This window comes from Anaerolineales bacterium (assembly GCA_025808555.1).
GTDB lineage: Bacteria > Chloroflexota > Anaerolineae > Anaerolineales > UBA11579 > JAMCZK01.
Map to the genome: position 1 here is coordinate 790,760 of CP075526.1, position 15,902 is coordinate 806,661.

Annotated in this window: 13 protein-coding genes; 6 read left to right on the forward strand and 7 right to left on the reverse strand. The window is 61.8% G+C overall.

The features are described from left to right. The first annotated feature begins 139 nt into the window (after positions 1 to 139). Positions 140 to 1,480: an AAA family ATPase gene (locus tag KIT08_04145; protein UYN90435.1), complete on the forward strand. Its 1,341-nt coding sequence runs from the start codon at positions 140 to 142 to the stop codon at positions 1,478 to 1,480. Positions 1,481 to 1,964: 484 nt separating this feature from the next. On the opposite strand, the gene KIT08_04150 is transcribed toward KIT08_04145, so the two are convergent. From KIT08_04150 to KIT08_04165, 4 genes are read right to left on the reverse strand one after another with little or no spacing between them, the layout of a single operon-like run. Further along, on the reverse strand, positions 1,965 to 3,056 hold the full coding sequence (locus KIT08_04150; GenBank protein ID UYN90436.1) for a hypothetical protein: 1,092 nt from the start codon (positions 3,054 to 3,056) through the stop codon (positions 1,965 to 1,967). Continuing rightward, on the reverse strand, positions 3,057 to 4,142 hold the full coding sequence (locus KIT08_04155) for a PD40 domain-containing protein (protein UYN90437.1): 1,086 nt from the start codon (positions 4,140 to 4,142) through the stop codon (positions 3,057 to 3,059). It lies immediately after the preceding gene. Then, the gene (locus KIT08_04160; GenBank protein UYN90438.1) at positions 4,139 to 5,380 is read right to left on the reverse strand and encodes an exonuclease SbcCD subunit D; all 1,242 of its coding nucleotides are present in this window, start codon (positions 5,378 to 5,380) and stop codon (positions 4,139 to 4,141) included. The genes KIT08_04155 and KIT08_04160 overlap by 4 nt, the downstream gene beginning before the upstream one ends. A gap of 3 nt (positions 5,381 to 5,383) precedes the next feature. Then, complete coding sequence (locus KIT08_04165; GenBank protein UYN90439.1) at positions 5,384 to 6,712, reverse strand: C39 family peptidase; 1,329 nt, start codon at positions 6,710 to 6,712, stop codon at positions 5,384 to 5,386. Between the two features lie 143 nt (positions 6,713 to 6,855). On the opposite strand from KIT08_04165, the gene KIT08_04170 reads away from it, so the two are divergent. Further along, a complete protein-coding gene (locus KIT08_04170) occupies positions 6,856 to 8,316 on the forward strand; it encodes a DEAD/DEAH box helicase (GenBank protein UYN90440.1) in 1,461 nt (486 codons plus the stop codon). A gap of 66 nt (positions 8,317 to 8,382) precedes the next feature. Here the strand turns inward: KIT08_04170 and KIT08_04175 are convergent, their stop codons facing one another. Next, entirely contained in the window at positions 8,383 to 9,105 is a 723-nt protein-coding gene (locus tag KIT08_04175) for a hypothetical protein (GenBank protein UYN90441.1), read from the reverse strand. 260 nt (positions 9,106 to 9,365) lie between these two features. Next, a complete protein-coding gene (gene dnaK, locus KIT08_04180; GenBank protein UYN90442.1) occupies positions 9,366 to 11,261 on the reverse strand; it encodes a molecular chaperone DnaK in 1,896 nt (631 codons plus the stop codon). Between the two features lie 166 nt (positions 11,262 to 11,427). On the opposite strand from dnaK, the gene KIT08_04185 reads away from it, so the two are divergent. The 4 genes from KIT08_04185 (at position 11,428) to KIT08_04200 (ending at position 14,766) form a co-directional block, all read left to right on the forward strand. Continuing rightward, positions 11,428 to 12,246 carry a class I SAM-dependent methyltransferase gene (locus KIT08_04185; protein UYN90443.1) on the forward strand — a complete coding sequence of 273 codons (819 nt, stop codon included), beginning with the start codon at positions 11,428 to 11,430 and terminating at the stop codon, positions 12,244 to 12,246. 62 nt (positions 12,247 to 12,308) lie between these two features. Continuing rightward, positions 12,309 to 12,992, forward strand: coding sequence for a methyltransferase domain-containing protein (locus tag KIT08_04190; GenBank protein ID UYN90444.1), 684 nt, complete (start codon positions 12,309 to 12,311; stop codon positions 12,990 to 12,992). Continuing rightward, on the forward strand, positions 12,971 to 13,687 hold the full coding sequence (locus tag KIT08_04195) for a class I SAM-dependent methyltransferase (protein UYN90445.1): 717 nt from the start codon (positions 12,971 to 12,973) through the stop codon (positions 13,685 to 13,687). Before KIT08_04190 ends, KIT08_04195 begins: the two co-directional genes overlap by 22 nt. After that, complete coding sequence (locus tag KIT08_04200; protein ID UYN90446.1) at positions 13,684 to 14,766, forward strand: glycosyltransferase family 4 protein; 1,083 nt, start codon at positions 13,684 to 13,686, stop codon at positions 14,764 to 14,766. The genes KIT08_04195 and KIT08_04200 overlap by 4 nt, the downstream gene beginning before the upstream one ends. Here the strand turns inward: KIT08_04200 and KIT08_04205 are convergent. After that, a complete protein-coding gene (locus KIT08_04205; GenBank protein UYN90447.1) occupies positions 14,763 to 15,890 on the reverse strand; it encodes an AlkZ family DNA glycosylase in 1,128 nt (375 codons plus the stop codon). The two genes, KIT08_04200 and KIT08_04205, sit on opposite strands and share 4 nt — an antisense overlap. Positions 15,891 to 15,902 lie beyond the last annotated feature (12 nt).

The following is a 15,902-nucleotide window of genomic DNA, read 5'->3' on the forward strand; positions in this document are numbered from 1 at the left end:
CTACCAGAAGGATCGCCTTTTCGCAAACACGAACTTTTTGCGGGTATTTCCTCCCCCTTGACACCCGCCCCTCCGCGCCCACAAATCGCCCCATCCGTGCTTATATAGCCCCCTCATAGCCATTGCCAAAGGGGGCATCATGCAAGACCAAGACACCGCCGCGCAGCCAGCGAGTGAAGACGACGCCATAGTCTTCCCAGATTGGCCACTTGAGCCAGTCCAGTCCACCGCCGCAGACGAAGCGGCCGCCGAGGTGCTCGGCGCCCTCATCCAGCACGGCTACCGCCCCAACTACCCGCCTGACCTGCTGCCCGGCTGGCAAACCGCCTACGACGCCGTGTGCGAGGTCCTCGATACCGATTTCCGCACCCGTTTCCAAGCCTTCACCGAAGCCATCAACGACGATGAAGACTTTGTCCTCAAGCTCAACCTCGTCAACGAGGCCATGCCCGAGGGCGTAGACCGCACCCACCAAACCCGCGAATCCTACTCCGCCGATGAGCTCATGGCCGCCCCGCCCACCATCCAATGGGCCATCCCCAACCTCTTTCCGCGCCCCAGCCTCAATTTCCTCATCGGCCAGCCCGGCGCCAAAAAGACCTACCTCGCTACCGATCTTGCCGCCTGTCTCGCCCTCGGCAAGCCCTGGCTCAATCACCCCACCAACCAGTCCCACGTCCTCTTCATTGATGAAGAAACCGGCCTCTATCAGCTCTGGAACCGCTTCGCCGCCGCCCTCAAAGCCCACAACGCCCCCTGGGGTCTGCCCCTGCACGCCGTCTCCCTCGGCGGTTTCGACCTGCGCAATGTCGCCGATGCCGAGCGCCTCACCCACCGCGCCCTCTCCCACCAGACCGGCTTCATCATCATAGATGCCTTGGCGAATCTCATGCGCGGCGCTACCGACTCAAGCCTCGCCGCCGTTCAGCCCGTCCTCTTCCGCCTGCGCCGCCTCGCCGAGCAGACTCAGGCCGCCGTCCTTGTCCTCCACCACGCCAACAAGGAGGGTGACTTTCGCGGCAGTTCCGGCATCGCCGCCTCAGCCGACCTCATGCTCATGGCCCATTCCGAGCCCACCAGCAACTATGTCGAGCTGCGCACCCTCAAAGCCCGCTTCTTCGCCCCGCCGCCTTTCGCCGCCCGTGCCGATTTCACCCCTGCCCCAGACGGCTCGTCCCGCGTCATCTTCCACCCCACCGAGTTACAAGCCGAGCCATCTGTCTTTGCGAGCGAGCAAAAGCGAGCGAAACAACCACCAAGCGTGGGCGTTCTCGGCGCCAAGCCCTCGGCAGCCCTCTCCATCCTCACCTATCTCTCCCAGCACCCCACTGCCACTCGCCAAGCCATCACCAAAGCATTGCCGGCCTTCTCACAGGCAACCGTACGAAACACCCTGCAGCGGCTCAAAAGAACCGCTCTCATCAAACGCACCAACGGCCAGCGTAAAGGAGCAGAAGCCGTCTATGCCTTACAGGACTAGCTTGTCAAACGCCTTGATGAGAATGACCAAAGCGCTCCCCCCGCCGCAGGTCATTCTCATAATCGCACGAACAGGGTGTGCATCCCGAATTGCGCGAATAGGGTGTGCATCCCTCGCTGCGCTCGGGATCCTCATTCACACCATCTCAAATCCAAGTCGGGATGCGCAACAAAAAGCTCTCCCTAGGAGAGCACGAGCGCAGCGAGCGGGTGAGGGGTACGCAAGCAAGCCACCTTCTGCCGTGCATCCTGAGCCAGGGCAGGTCGCTGCTTCGCAGCGCACTGCCCGCCGGCGAAGGATCCTCATCCACTCAATACGGAGTTCAAGCCATCCTATCAAACTATCCCCACTAGGATCCCTCGCTCACGCTCGGGATACGCAACAAAAAGCTCTCCTATGGAGAGCCAATTCTGAATTCAACATTCAAACTTCAACATTGCCTTTGTTCTTCTTCATCGTTCATCCTTCCCCCTTCATCCTTGCCTCACTCCATCCCCAGCTCCTCCGCGATCCCCTCCAAATTCTCGTCCGGCCAGGCGCGGCGCCATTCGCTCAGGATCCAGCGGTCCATCTCGGCCGGCAGCGGGTGGATGCCGGGGGCATAAGCCTGCGGCGAACGCGCCCAGGCCTCCAGCGCCAGCACATGGGCGGCCAGCGGCGGGTCCACATAGCGGTTCAGGGTCGGCTGGGCCAGGTGGAAATTAAACGGCACCTGCGTGCCGCCCAGCACCTCGTGCTCCGAGAAGGCGGGGCCGTATTCATCCTCGGCGCCGAGGCTCACCAGCACCGGCAGGTTGGTGCGCAGCCAGGCGGCCGGCAGCAGGCGGCTGTGCAGCCCGGGTTGCCCGGTAACCGAAATGACAATATCGGTAGCGGCCAGCCGCGCTTGCAGGGCAGGCAGTGGAGCCGAATCGATGGTTTCGAAGCCTTCGGCGGCGGCGCGCTGGCGGGCCGAGAGGCTGGCATCCACCACGGTCAGCTGCACGCCGGCGGCGCGCACGCGGCGGGCCACGCCGCGGCCAATCTTGCCATAGCCGAACAGCACGGCGCGCTTGCCGGCCAACGGGTCGGTTGGGCGCAGCAACTGCCAGGCCCGCAGGAAAGCATCGCCGGTGCCGAAGAAGCCTTCGATGCGTTTGGCCTTGCAGTCATCCGCGCTCACCACCGGGCAGGCAATGCCGGTGTAGTGCATCACGCCGGTGCGGGTCACCTCGGCCGCGGCCCGCGGGGTGCGCTTGCGCCCCAGCACGGCGTTGACGTCGACGAAGATGTCGGCGGCCTGGGCCGCATCGGCCAGCGGCAGCACGTTCACACCGGCCGCGGCCAGCTCGGCTTCCACGGCGGCCGAGGCCGGGCTGCGGTGCGCATCGCACAGCACCACTTCGGCCCCGCCGGCGGCCAGCGCTTCGACCACCGCCAGCGAATTGCGCACCAGGATGTGCGAGCAGGCCACGAGCAGCCCCTTGAAGGGCTGCTCGTCTGTATAGCGGGCGATCAGCGCCCGCAAAATAGGCAAGGAATCTTTTTCAGTCTGTTGAGCCGGCGTGGAGAAGATCGAGGACAACGGCATACGCATTTAGCTCTCACCCGCCGAAGAGCCAGGGATAGCATCCTGCTCGGGCTCGGCTTGCGGCAAATCGTCCAGCGCCGGGATCTGGGTCACGGGCGACCAGGCCGGCAGCAGTGCGTACGGGCTCTCGGTGGGCAGGTGCCAGGGGTTGGCCGGGTCATCCAGCGCGATGATGAACAGTTGGAAGTTGCCGGCCCGCGAGGAATGGAACACCACATAGCGCCCATCCGGCGAGAAGGTCGGGTGGCCGTCTTCGGCCGGGTTGTCGGTCAGTTGGGTCAGGTCGCTGCCGTCGGGGCGCATCATGTAGATGTCGGCGTTGCCGTTGCGCCAGGTCTCGAAGGCGATCCACTCGCCATCCGGCGACCAGCTCGGCCGCCAGTCCAGGCCCCACTGGTCGGTCAGCTGGCGCAGGTCGGTGCCGTCAGCGTTGATGATGAAGATCTCCGAGTTGCCCGTGCGGCGCGAGGTGAACACGATCTGCTCCCCATCCGGCGACCAGGCAGGTTCGTAGTCATAGGCAATATGGTCGGTCAGCTGCAGCAGCTCGTTGCCCTCGCTGTCCATGATGAACAGATCACGGTTGCCATCGCGCTCCGACATGTAGACGATCTTGCTTCCATCCGGCGAGAAGCTGGGATAGCAGTCAAAGCCGGGCAGCGAGGTGAGTGGAGTGTGGGCGCGGTCGGCCAGATTCATGTAATAGATGTCGCGCGAAACATCGGAGTTGGGGATGGCGTCGTAAGCGATGCCGCTGCCATCCGGCGACCAGACCGGCGCTTCGGCGAAACCATTGGGGAACTCGCCGGTGAGGTTGATTTCACCGCTGCCGTCCGGGCGCATCACCCACACATCCCGCCGCCCGCCGATGCTGGCGGTGTAGGTCAGCCAGCCCAGCTCGTGCAATTCCAGCGCGGCTTCCGGCGCCAGGGTGGCCACCGCCTGCGGCTCCAGCGTCACGCGCGGCGTGCGGCTGGGCGTTGGAGTGAGGGTGGGCAGGATCGTGTTGGGCGGCGCGCAGGCGGCCAGCAGCAGGCTGGCGGCCAGCAGGCCGCTAAAGATTATGGGGAAGCGCGTAGTGCGCAACCTCACGGCTCGTCCTGCAGCGGGGTTTCGATGATGTCACGCGCCAGCTGGGTCAGCGTGCTGCGCGAGGCTTCGTCGCTAAGTTGGATGGTGTCCCAGTAGATGTCCAACAGGTCATACGGGGTCATCTCGCTCACCACGCGGCCCTCGGCGATGCGGCTGCGCAGCCCCACCTGCGGGCGCTTGATGAGATGGAACTCGAAGGCGCTGCCCGCCGCCCCACGGATGCGGGCCTCATCAATGAAGGGTTCCCATTCACGTGGGTAGTACACCACCAGGCGCACAATGGCGTCCTGCATCTCGGCGGCGGGCGGCAGGGCCGCCATGATCTCGGCCGTGACGTTGAGCTCGTTCTCGGGGGTCACGCTGCCGGTCCAGAACTTGCGGATGTTGCGCAGCTGGCGCCAATCGAGCTGGGTATTGCCTTTGTTCACATCGGCGATAACGAAGAATTTGTCGTCGCGTGCCTCGCCAAAGTCAATCCGCTCGATGGAGCCGGGGTACACCACCGGGGGCTGGCCGCCCTCGTTGAGGTTTTGCTTTTTGTGGATGTGGCCCAGCGCGACGTAATCGAGGCGCTTGTCCTTCACCAGGCCGCCGGAGAGCACCAGGTCGTTGCCCAGCATCACGGTGTGTTCGCCGCCGTACACCGCGCCCTGCACCGAGGCATGCGCGGCCAGCACGATGGGCAGGCTGTGGTCGGCGTCCTGCTCCAGGTAACCGGTCACCAGGACGCTAAGGCGCTCGGCCATCTGCTCGTAGATGTCGCCGGTGGCTTCGCCCTGGCTGGCGAGGAACGCCAGCATGCCAGAGCGCGTGATCCACGGCAGGGCGATGACCTGCAGCGGCAGATCCCACAGATCGGCCGGGCCGAGGAACTGCGGCTGGTCAAGCACCTTGATGTACGGCACCTCGAGGGTGGCGTACTCCTCAAGGGCGTGGGCGCGGCCCAGGCTGGGCGAAAGATCGTGGTTGCCCACCAGCAGCAGCGTGGGGATGCGCGCTTTGGAAAGCTTGATCATGCGGCGGCCCCACTCACGCATGAAGGTGGGGGCCGGGTTGCGGTCTTTGTAAGCGTCGCCGGCGAAGAGCACCAGGTCCACTTTCTCACGGATGGCGGTATCGACGATCTCGTCGAGCGAGCGCAGGTAGTCCATCACGCGGATCGGCAGACCGGTATCGGGATCCTGGCGGCCGGTGTTGGCCATGTCGATGTGGGCGTCGGCGAAGTGCAGGATCTTCATATGTCAGGGGCTCACGCCGAGGCTCTGCAGCTGCGCAATGCCGGGGCCAAAGTTGGGGTTCAGGCGCACCGCCTCGCGGTAGTCGGCGATGGCGTTGTCAATTTCGCCAATGGCTTCGCGAGCCCGGCCGCGCCAGTAGAGGCTCTCCTCCAGCGTGGGCTCGGCGATGGTGGCGAGGGTGGTGTTGGCCAGGTTGATCGTGTCCGGATAGCGGGCGCTGTAGTAATAGGCCCAATAGGGCCAGCTCTGGTACCACAGCATGCGGTACGGCCGCGCGTCGGGGTCGAGGCTCTGGTAGAGCTGGAAGGCGTAGTCGTAGGCGTGGGCCGCGTCGGCATACTCGAACAGGCGCACGTGGCTGGTGCCGACGTTGAACCAGGCGTAATAGGCGTCGAGCCCGGTCAGGGTTTCGGTATCGGCACGGGCGATCTGCATAGCGTTGGCGAATGCCCATTCTTCGTCGGCCCACGGGCCGAGCGCCTCGAGCACGGCGGCCTGCTGCCCTTCGGGGTAGACCACGATGAACAGGAAATTGAACTGGCGCCAGGCAGCGTGGAAATCATCATAGGGCCAGCGCATATTTTTGCCGGTGCCGCCCTCGCCGCCGCGTTCGTAGGTGTCCTGCACGATGAAGACGCCTTCGTCATCGTCATAGCCGGTGACGAACTGGTAGTGCCCCAGCCAGGAGTATTTGCCGCTGGCATCGGTGGTGTAGTAGCCCTTCTCCACGATGGCGGGATAGCCGGCGGCCAGCAGCCGCTTGAGCGTCTCCAGTTCGCCGCCCATGCGGATGAGGGCCTGCATACCCGGAACCTGGGTATTGACGAAGTCCTGCATCTCGTAGGGCATGACGTTCTTGTCTTCGGGCTGGTTGGGGTTGTTGCCAATGCCGGGCTTGACGTAGCGAGCCACCTCGTCACGGTCACCCTCCCAGCCCCAGAAGTTGAGCGCCATGGTCATGTTGGCCGGGCCGCAGTAGTTCCAGCGGTTGTGCTGGTCTACATAAGTGAAACCTTCCAGCTGGACGCGGGGCGGCAGCGGCACGGCGGTCGCCTCGGCAGTGGGCTGGGCGGTGCGGGTGGGCTGCTGGGTTGGCTGGCTGATGGTGGTGATCTGCGGCTGGAAGACCGCCTCTTCGGGCGGGTTGAAGAAGTAGACGATGCTGGTGCGCAGCGCGTCTACGCGCCAGGCCAGGCGTTCTTTGACGGGCGGCAGGTTATAGACCAGCACGGCCAGCAGCAACGCGCCCAGCAGGATGGCGAGGATGCGCTGCCACTTGGGCATTGGCGGGCGGCGGCGGCGATTCTTTGGGTTGAGATAAGGCTCTTGCATGGACTGTGTGCGATTCTATCATCCGCGAGATTAAGCCTATCTAAAGCGGGTTATGCCAACTTGCGACGAGGAACAGGTTCGTGCCAACAGGTTCGTTCTCTTATAATGAGGGACACTCTTGATCCAGGAAAGCAGTTTTACATATGGAAAACCCCAGTTCAAATAGCATGCCCGAAGCCGCCATGAACGAGCTCAGCAGCCGAATCCAGGCGGCGGCGCAACGCGCCGGCTGGACGCAGCTTACGCCCGTGCAAGCCAAATCCATCCCCTATATGCTGGAAGGCAAGGACCTGATGGTGCAAGCGCGCACCGGCAGCGGCAAGACCGGCGCGTTTTTGCTGCCCATGCTGGAACGGCTGGACGCCAGCCGCAAAGAGCCGCAGGCGCTGGTGCTGGTGCCGACACGTGAGCTGGCCAGCCAGGTGACCAAGGACGCCCAGGTGCTGTTCCCGGGCAGCGGGCTGGAGGTAGTGCCGGTGTATGGCGGCGTAGGCTACGGCCCGCAAATGGAGGCTTTCGAGCGCGGCGCGCAAGTGATCGTTGGCACGCCGGGCCGCGTGCTGGACCATTTGCTAAAGCGCAACCTGAGCTTGAGTGCGCTACGCATGCTGGTGCTGGATGAAGCTGACCGCATGCTCTCGATGGGCTTTTATCCAGACATGCTGGAAGTGCAACGCTACCTACCCAAGCAAGGCGTGCAAGCCAGCATGTTCTCGGCCACCTTCCCGCAGACAGTCCAGAGCCTGGCGCAGCGTTTTCTGGAAACGCCAGACTTCCTGAGCCTGAGCCGCGACCATGTGCACGTGACCAACGTGGAGCATGTGGTGATGACCGTGCCGCGCATGGACAAAGACCGTACGCTGGTGCGTTTGCTGGAGATCGAGAACCCGCACCAGGCAATCATTTTTTGCAATACCAAGGTACGTGTGAACTATGTCACCACCGTTCTGCAGCGCTTTGGCCTCAACGCAGCCGAACTGAGTTCAGAGCTGTCGCAGGCAGCGCGCGAGAAGGTGCTGGGTCAACTGAAGGATGGCTCGTTGAACTTTCTGGTGGCGACGGATGTGGCGGCGCGCGGCATCGACATCCCGGAACTAGAGCTGGTGATCCTGTACGAGCCGCCCGAGGAGGCTGAGCTGTATATCCACCGGGCCGGGCGCACCGGCCGGGCCGGCGCGGGCGGCGTGGCAATTAGCCTGATCATTACCGGGATTGAGGAGCGCGAGCTCAAGAAGATCGCGGCCATCTACAAGATCGAATTCACCGAGCGGCCTGCCCCGACTGAAGAGGATGTGGCCAGCATTGTGTCGCAGCGGTTGACGGCGCAACTGGAAGCCGAACTGCGCGGGCGCGACAAACTGCGCGTGGAGCGCAGCCAGCGCTTCCGCCAGCTGGCGCGTCAGCTGGCCGAGAATGAAGAAGGCCAGGCGCTGCTGGCGATGCTATTGGATGACAGTTATCATGCGGCGGCGCACCCGCAGCAGGTGATATCGGCTTACAAGTCGGCGGCGGCAACCAAGCCAGCCAGCCCACGCCCGCCCCAAGGCGGGAGCGACGCGGGCCGTCGTGATGGCGGGCGCCGGGGTGGCCGCCGCAGAGGATAGTAACCAAAAACAGGCCCCTGCCATACGGCAGGGGCCTGTTTGAACCTTGGGGCAAGCGCAGCAGGGTTAGTTGACGTTCACGAGCAGGTTCAGCAGATTGTCAAGCCAGTTGCCGTTGGACTGGGTGTTGGCGTTGGCATTGACATTCACATCAACATCCGGGTCGACATCGGCATCTACATCGGCGGTCAGCAAAGTGCCGTTGCCGTTCAGGCTGACGGCAGAATTGCTGTCCACATTCACGCGAGGATCCAGGCTGGCATTGGTATTGGAGTTGATGCACAGCAAGCCCAGGAAACAACGTTCGGTTTCACCGGTGTTGACATCCGCATTCACATTGATGCCGCCATCATTGGTATCGGCATCCACATCAATGTTCAGACCGCCAGCCGTGCCGGCAAATGAGCCGCCGGTATTGACGCTGGCATCGAGACAGATGAAGCCGAGCAGACAGCCGGAGTCACCCGAACCGTTGCCGCCACCATTGCCGTTGCCATTGCCATTACCGTTACCATTGCCGTTGCCATTACCATCGCCATCACCGTTGTCACCACCGCCATTGCCGTTGCTATTGCCGCCGGGAACAGAGATGTCCACATCTCCACCCCCGCCAGTGCTGGCAGGCGGATCTTGAGCGCGGGTGTCGTTGAAGGCCTGAATGGCGGCTTCCAGGGGCGGCGAGCTAAAGCGAAGACCAGCGGCGGCCGCGCCCCAGACACACAGGGTTGCGGCGGCCAGTAAGGCGAGCACTGAAGCCAGCAGCCATTTGCGACGATTTTGATTTTCCATTGCTATTACCTCCGTTTTGTATTGCGTAATTCAGCTGCGCTGCTTATTGTGACGAACGCACGTTTGTCGGCGCGCGTTACAAATCGACGGATTAATAGAATCAGGCATGGATTAAGACACTTTGCACACATGTAAGAAACAAGACTTTTGCCTATGAACAAACCTATTAATTTTTTTCATACTTACAAAAAAGCATCGCAAAACAAACAAAAATGCGAGCCGATGGCTCGCATTTTTGTTAGTGATCGCATTTTGCGATTTTACGCCTCGCGGAATTCGCCTTCAACAACACCTTCTTCGTCATTTGGACTATGAGGGGTGTTGCCGTTTTGTGCAGCACCATTCGCAGACTGGCCCTGCGCGTACAGCTGCTGGCTGATGGCATGGAACGCGTTCTGCAATTCCTCGCTGAGCTTCTGGATGTGCTGGCGGTCCTCGCCTTCGACTGCGGTGCGCAGTTCTTTCACTTTCGCTTCGATGCTGCTGCGTTCGGCAGCAGGCACTTTGTCGCCCAGCTCTTTCAGCGTCTTCTCGGTCTGGTAGGCCAGGCTGTCGGCGGCGTTGCGGGCCTCGACCAGCTCACGGCGCTGGCGGTCTTCGCTCTCATGCGCCTTGGCCTGCTCGACCATGCGCTCCACCTCGCTCTTGCTGAGATTGGTGGAGGCGGTGACGGTGATGCGCTGCTCCTTGCCGCTGGCCTTATCCTTGGCGGTTACGCTGAGGATGCCGTTGGCATCGATGTCAAAGGTCACCTCGACCTGGGGCATGCCGCGCGGGGCGGCAGGAATCCCGTCGAGGCGGAAGTGACCCAGGCTCATGTTGTCGGCGGCCTGGGTGCGTTCACCTTGCAGGATGTGGATGTCTACCGCGGTTTGGCTGTCCTCGGCGGTCGAGTACACCTCGGTCTTCTTGACCGGGATGGTGGTGTTGCGCTCGATCATCTTGGTCATCACGCCGCCCAAGGTTTCGACACCCAGGGAGAGCGGGGTGACATCCAGCAGCAGCACGTCCTTGACCTCGCCGCCCAGCACGCCGGCCTGAATGGCGGCGCCCACGGCGACGACTTCGTCAGGATTGACGCCCTTGTGCGGCTCTTTGCCGCTGAGGGTGCGCACCAGCTCCTGCACCATGGGCATTCGGGTGGAGCCACCCACCAGCACGACCTCGTCGATCTGGCTGGCTTGCATGTCAGCATCTTTCATGGCGGCTTCAAAGGGGCCGCGCAGGCGGGTCAGCAGGCTCTCGGTCAGCTGCTCGAACTTGGCGCGGCTGAGCTTGTACTGCAGATGCTTGGGGCCAGACGCATCGGCCGTTACATACGGCAGGTTGATGTCGGTCTCCGTGAGAGTGGAGAGCTCGATCTTGGCCTTCTCGGCGGCCTCACGCAGACGCTGAAGCGCCTGGCGGTCAGCACGCAGATCAATGCCCTGCTCCTTCTTGTATTCGTCGGCAAGCCAGTTCACGATGGCTTCATCCCAGTCATCACCACCCAGGTGGGTGTCACCATTGGTGCTCTTGACCTCGATGACGCCGTCGCCCACCTCCAGCAGGCTGACGTCGAAGGTACCGCCACCCAGGTCGAAGACCAGGATGGTTTCATTGGATTTCTTGTCCAGCCCGTAGGCGAGGGCTGCAGCGGTAGGCTCGTTGATGATACGCAGGACTTCCAGACCGGCGATCTTGCCGGCGTCCTTGGTGGCCTGGCGCTGGCTGTCGTTGAAGTAGGCGGGCACAGTGATGACGGCCTGGGTGACCTTCTCGCCCAGGTAGGCTTCGGCGTCCGCCTTGAGCTTACCCAGCACCATGGCGGAGATCTCCTGCGGGCTGTATTCCTTGCCCGTGGCGGGAAGTTTGACGCGGGCGTCGCCGCCGGCGCCTTCGATCACCTCGTAGGGGACCATTTTGCGCTCGTCGGCAACGTCGGCAAAGCGGCGGCCGATGAAACGCTTGATGGAAGACACCGTATTCTCCGGGTTGATGACGGCCTGGCGCTTGGCGGTCTGGCCGACCAGGCGCTCGCCGTTCTTGCTGAAGGCGACGACAGAGGGCAGCAGGCGGCCGCCCTCGGCGGTCGAGATGACGGCAGGTTCGCCGCCTTCAATAGTGGCAACCACGCTGTTGGTGGTTCCCAGGTCAATTCCGATAATTTTGGACATGCTGTTTCTCCTATTAGTAAGTTTTGTACGGTTCACTCACATACGAAGTAGAGGATAGTGCCAGAACGCAAGAGGGGCGTTAACGGGATATTGGATTCGTATTAGTGAAGACAGGGCATTAAAATGGCGCTCTATACACGAGAGGAATGAAGCATAATCACTGCCGATGACTGACCCAAAAACCTCCCTGTCTGCCCGCATAGACAGCCTGATGCGCCAATATTATGAGAACTATTACCGCAAGGACCTAAGCCTGCGCGATTGGCGTGAACGAACCGAAAATCGCCTGCAGGAGGAGCATACTTTTGCCGAGCCGAACATCCGCAAAGTGGAAGAGTGGATGGGCGTGAACTTTGCCGGAAAGCGCGTATTGGTAGTGGGTGCGGGAACCGGCGCCGAGAGCGTGGTGCTGCACCAGCGTGGGGCTGAGGTGCACGGAATCGAGCCGTATGACAAGGCAATGGAGATCCTGGAGCTTAAAGCGGAACTGCATGGCATAGCAGCTGAACGATTCCAAAAAGCTAACGCAGAAGATATTCCTCATCCCGATGAAAGTTTTGATTTTGTATATTGCTACACCGTACTTGAGCATGTAGAGGACGTAGAGGGGACCATTGATGAAATGATACGTGTTTGTAAGGTGGGAGGCCTGATTCATATCCAAACACCGGATTATCGCTTCCCTTACGAGGCTCATTATAAGATTGGACGCCGCGCCTTCTCTCCGCGTTGGTTGACGGCCCTGCTTTTGCGACTTCAAGGGCGCTCCCCAGCCTTCATTAATACAGTGAATTTCGTCACTGCTCCTCAGTTAAACCGCATCTTCTTTGCACGTAACGTGCTGACCCTGCGTGTAGAGCCGAACTGGCTATATGTATGGAAACAAGCCAACCAACAAGACACGGGCGCCTACCGCTTTGCTCAGCGCCAGGGCATTAGCCGCGATCAAAACATCTTTCTGCGCAAGCTGGGGCCGACAAAATGAAGCGTCTGATGCGTGTTGCTGCCAAAGGGTTAGCATGGCTGGTTGGCCTTTTGCCACAGCCCATGCTGGAGCTGGCGCTTGACCGCGTAATCGCACGGCGCAGCAAGCAATTGCCGGCAGATGAGGCATTACGCTTCCTCTTTCGCCTGGATGCAGAACTGTATGCATTACAAGGTCCGCTGGCGGCAGTGTATGGCGGCGGTGTGCACACCAAGCATAAGCACACCTCATATCACGATTTTTTCGTTGAGCGCATCAAGGCACAGGAGCGAGTGCTGGACATTGGCTGTGGCTTGGGCGCTGTTGCAGCAGACATTGCCCTACGCACCGGAGCAACTGTGCATGGGGTAGATCTGAATGACGACAGTATTACAGAAGCGAAGCGGCGCTTCCAATTACCCAACCTTACCTTCGCGGTACAAGATGCGCTGCAACTTGAAGTAGACAGCTCTTATGACACGATCGTGCTTTCCAATGTACTGGAGCACATCGTGGAACGACCAGAGTTTCTGCGCGGCGTGATGAATGCCACCAAAGCGAACCGGATATTCATCCGCGTGCCGCTGTTTGAGCGAGACTGGCGCGTGCCGTTGAAGAAGGAACTGGGCGTGGAGTGGCGGCTGGACCTGGATCACAAAACCGAGTTCACGCTGGCACAGTTTGCGGAAGAAACAGCCGCGGCCGGACTGAAGCTGGTGCACCAGGAAGTGCACTGGGGAGAAGTATGGGCGGAACTAACCCTGTAGACCTCTCCCTAGACAATCAGTTGTCCTATTCTCTACGGCGCCAGCACGTAGACGAGTTTTTGGCGCGGCAACTGGGCAGCTTGTCTGACGGCTGCCGCCTGCTGGACCTGGGTGGCGTGAAGCAGGGCCAGCGCGGCTACGGCCAGCGCGTCAGCGGGCGGCTGCAGGTAACGGTTGCCAACCTTGTGAGCGACAAGGGCTTGGACCTAAAGGCTGACGCTGCCCGGCTGCCGCTGGCGGCAGGCAGTTACGAGGCCGTGTTGTGCTCCGAAGTTTTGGAGCATGTGAACAACCCGGAGCCTGTATTGCAAGAGATGGTGCGTGTGCTGCAGCCCGGAGGCATTGCACTGATCACGGTGCCATTTATGTTTCGCCAGCATGCTGACCCGGCAGACTATGGGCGCTATACCGAATGGTTCTGGGCGGAGAACCTGCAGCGCATGGGTTTTAGTGAATACGCCATTGAGAAGCAAGGCTTGTTTGGCAGCCTGCTGGCAGATATGCTGCGCCATTGGTGGCAGCAAGGAGTCATCGAGGGCCGCGGCCCTCTACCGCGGGTACAGCGCTGGCTGCTGCCACGCCTGATGGCAAGTACGCGCCGCCGCGCCTTGCGCTTTGACGCTAATCAACGCACACATCCCGTGTGGAGCAGCTACGTGGGCGGTTTTGGGATCGTTACCCGCAAACCACGATGAAAGCACGCATCGCGTATCTGTTGCAGATGTTTGGCGTGGGGGGCATGCCAAAGTGGCTGTACCGCCTGGCGGGCGAACTGGGCGATGAGTTTGACTTTCACTTTATTGCTACGCATTCAGACTATGTTCTGCCTGACTACAGCCAGGTGGCGAAGGTGAGCGTGCTGCCCTTTCGCAAGCTGCCGCTGGCCTGGCACCTGCTGTGTGAGCGCATTGACCTGGTGCAGATCGCCAACTTACGTCTATACGCAGATGCGGCCCGCCTGGCCGGCGTGCCAAGCGTGATCGAACGAGTGGATGGCATGCGCGGCGGGGCGGCCCTGGGACGCAAGGAAGGCCTGGATGCAGTAGTGGCTTCGACGCGCGGCATGGCCAGCTATCTTGAGCGCATGCTGCCCGCTGACAAGATCCATACGATCTACAACGGAGTGGACCTGGCCGCATTCAATGCTGCGCCGGTTGAACGGTTTGGCCTGGGCACTGACAAGATAATCATTGGGCGAACGTCACGGCTGGGTGGTGGCAAGAATATTTCGCTGCTGATCGCGGCGGTGAAGCAACTGCGCCAACAAGCCAGGTACGCACATGTGCATCTGGTGGTGTGCGGCGGCGACACCACCCAACCGGGCGCAGTGCCGATGCTGGCGCAGCTGCGGGCGGAGGCCGAGCCGCTGGGCGATGCGGTCATCTTTACCGGGGAAGTTGCCGACCCGACAGCAATCACCAAGGGCTTTGACATCGCCACCTGTACTTCGCTGCCCAGCAATGAGGGCATCCCCAATTCGTTGATCGAGGCGATGGCTGCGGGCAAACCCGTAGTGGCGAGCGCAGTGGACGATATTCCGGAGTTGGTGCAGGACGACGTGACCGGGTTGCTGTTTGAGAGCGGCAACCTGGAGCAGTTGACGGCGGCGTTGGCCAGATTGGTGGATGATGCTGGCTTGCGGGCAAAGATGGGTGCAGCGGGCCGCGAATATGTTGAGCAGGCGTTTGACTTGAAACGTCAGGCTGAGCAATACCGCCAGCTGTACCGAAGCCTACTGGAGCGCAACGGCCGCCACTGGCTCAATCGTTCTTAGTCCAGCATTCCCACGACTGGCTTCAGCCCCAAAAACTCCCCGTAGCGCTTGATGCTGGCTTTGAGGGAGCGGGCATCGGCAGCGGCATTGCCGCCGAAGGGAGATTGCAGGGTGATGTGCACTTCGTCCTTTTGCAGCTCGCGCTTCCACATGCCGGCGGTGCGCCCGTTGATGACGTAGAAGTGCGGCAGCATGAGCGCGCCGCCGGCCCACAAGGACTTGTAGTCGTTCGGCTCGGTGTGGCTTCGGTCGGCGAAGCCGATGCCGTATTCGTCAAAGTTGGGCAGCAGCCAGGCGCCGCGGGCGCTATTGGCGGGCGGCCGCGCCTCGGACCACCAGTAGGCTTTGCCATCCAGCTCAGCGCTGCGCAGTTCGCCCAGCGACAGGGCTGCAGCGCGGCAATCGGCCACGGTGAGGCCTGACCACCAGGCGAAGTCGTGCGCGGTGGCCGGACCGCGGGCGCCAAAGTAGCGGCGGGCCAGCTCGGCCAGAGCGTCTTGGCGGGCGAGCGAGCGGCCGCGGGCAGGGGCGCGTTCATCCAGCAACATGTAGGTGAACTGCTTGCCGCGGCGCGGGCCGCTGGTGAGCAGGCCTTCCAGCTCGGCGAACATGACGAAGTAGGCCAGACGCTGGCCTTGTGCCTCAGGCACACCACCGGCTTGCAAAGCGCTGGCAAGCTCACTGCGGGTGAGCTGCTGGCCGCCCTCCAGGGCACGTTGGAAGATCTTCAGCGCACGCTTTTGGGCAGGGCCATCCACGCCCAGTTTGCGATACATGTGGCCATTGAGAGCGTGCACACGCGGCGCGCTGAGCATCAGCATCCAGCGCACATCGGCGGGGGCGACGAAGTGCCAGGTGGGGCGCAAGATGTGCAGGCGCAGGATGCGGCCATCGGAGAACCAGGCTTCAACCTCGCTTTCGGTCCACCCTGCCTGGAGATTGCTGCGCTTGCTCACTGAGACAGATTGAGGCTGCAGGCGTATCGCCAGGCCCCACAGCGCTCCGTAAAAATCCTGGGATTGGACGGCACCCTGGGTTGAGACGACCTCAAGCGGGTTGCGCAGTGCGCTGGCAACCAGATGCTGGTTGGCCAGGCGACGGCGAATGATCTCACTTGTCTTCATGCAGGGAAGTTA

Bases quoted from the DNA above. Each gene is read 5' to 3' on its own strand.
- dnaK (UYN90442.1), bottom strand. From the start codon at position 11,261: ATGTCCAAAATTATCGGAATTGACCTGGGAACCACCAACAGCGTGGTT.
- KIT08_04165 (UYN90439.1), bottom strand. From the start codon at position 6,712: ATGCAAGAGCCTTATCTCAACCCAAAGAATCGCCGCCGCCGCCCGCCA.
- KIT08_04160 (UYN90438.1), bottom strand. From the start codon at position 5,380: ATGAAGATCCTGCACTTCGCCGACGCCCACATCGACATGGCCAACACC.
- KIT08_04185 (UYN90443.1), top strand. From the start codon at position 11,428: ATGACTGACCCAAAAACCTCCCTGTCTGCCCGCATAGACAGCCTGATG.
- KIT08_04175 (UYN90441.1), bottom strand. From the start codon at position 9,105: ATGGAAAATCAAAATCGTCGCAAATGGCTGCTGGCTTCAGTGCTCGCC.
- KIT08_04200 (UYN90446.1), top strand. From the start codon at position 13,684: ATGAAAGCACGCATCGCGTATCTGTTGCAGATGTTTGGCGTGGGGGGC.
- KIT08_04150 (UYN90436.1), bottom strand. From the start codon at position 3,056: ATGCGTATGCCGTTGTCCTCGATCTTCTCCACGCCGGCTCAACAGACT.
- KIT08_04170 (UYN90440.1), top strand. From the start codon at position 6,856: ATGGAAAACCCCAGTTCAAATAGCATGCCCGAAGCCGCCATGAACGAG.
- KIT08_04195 (UYN90445.1), top strand. From the start codon at position 12,971: ATGGGCGGAACTAACCCTGTAGACCTCTCCCTAGACAATCAGTTGTCC.
- KIT08_04205 (UYN90447.1), bottom strand. From the start codon at position 15,890: ATGAAGACAAGTGAGATCATTCGCCGTCGCCTGGCCAACCAGCATCTG.
- KIT08_04145 (UYN90435.1), top strand. From the start codon at position 140: ATGCAAGACCAAGACACCGCCGCGCAGCCAGCGAGTGAAGACGACGCC.
- KIT08_04190 (UYN90444.1), top strand. From the start codon at position 12,309: ATGCTGGAGCTGGCGCTTGACCGCGTAATCGCACGGCGCAGCAAGCAA.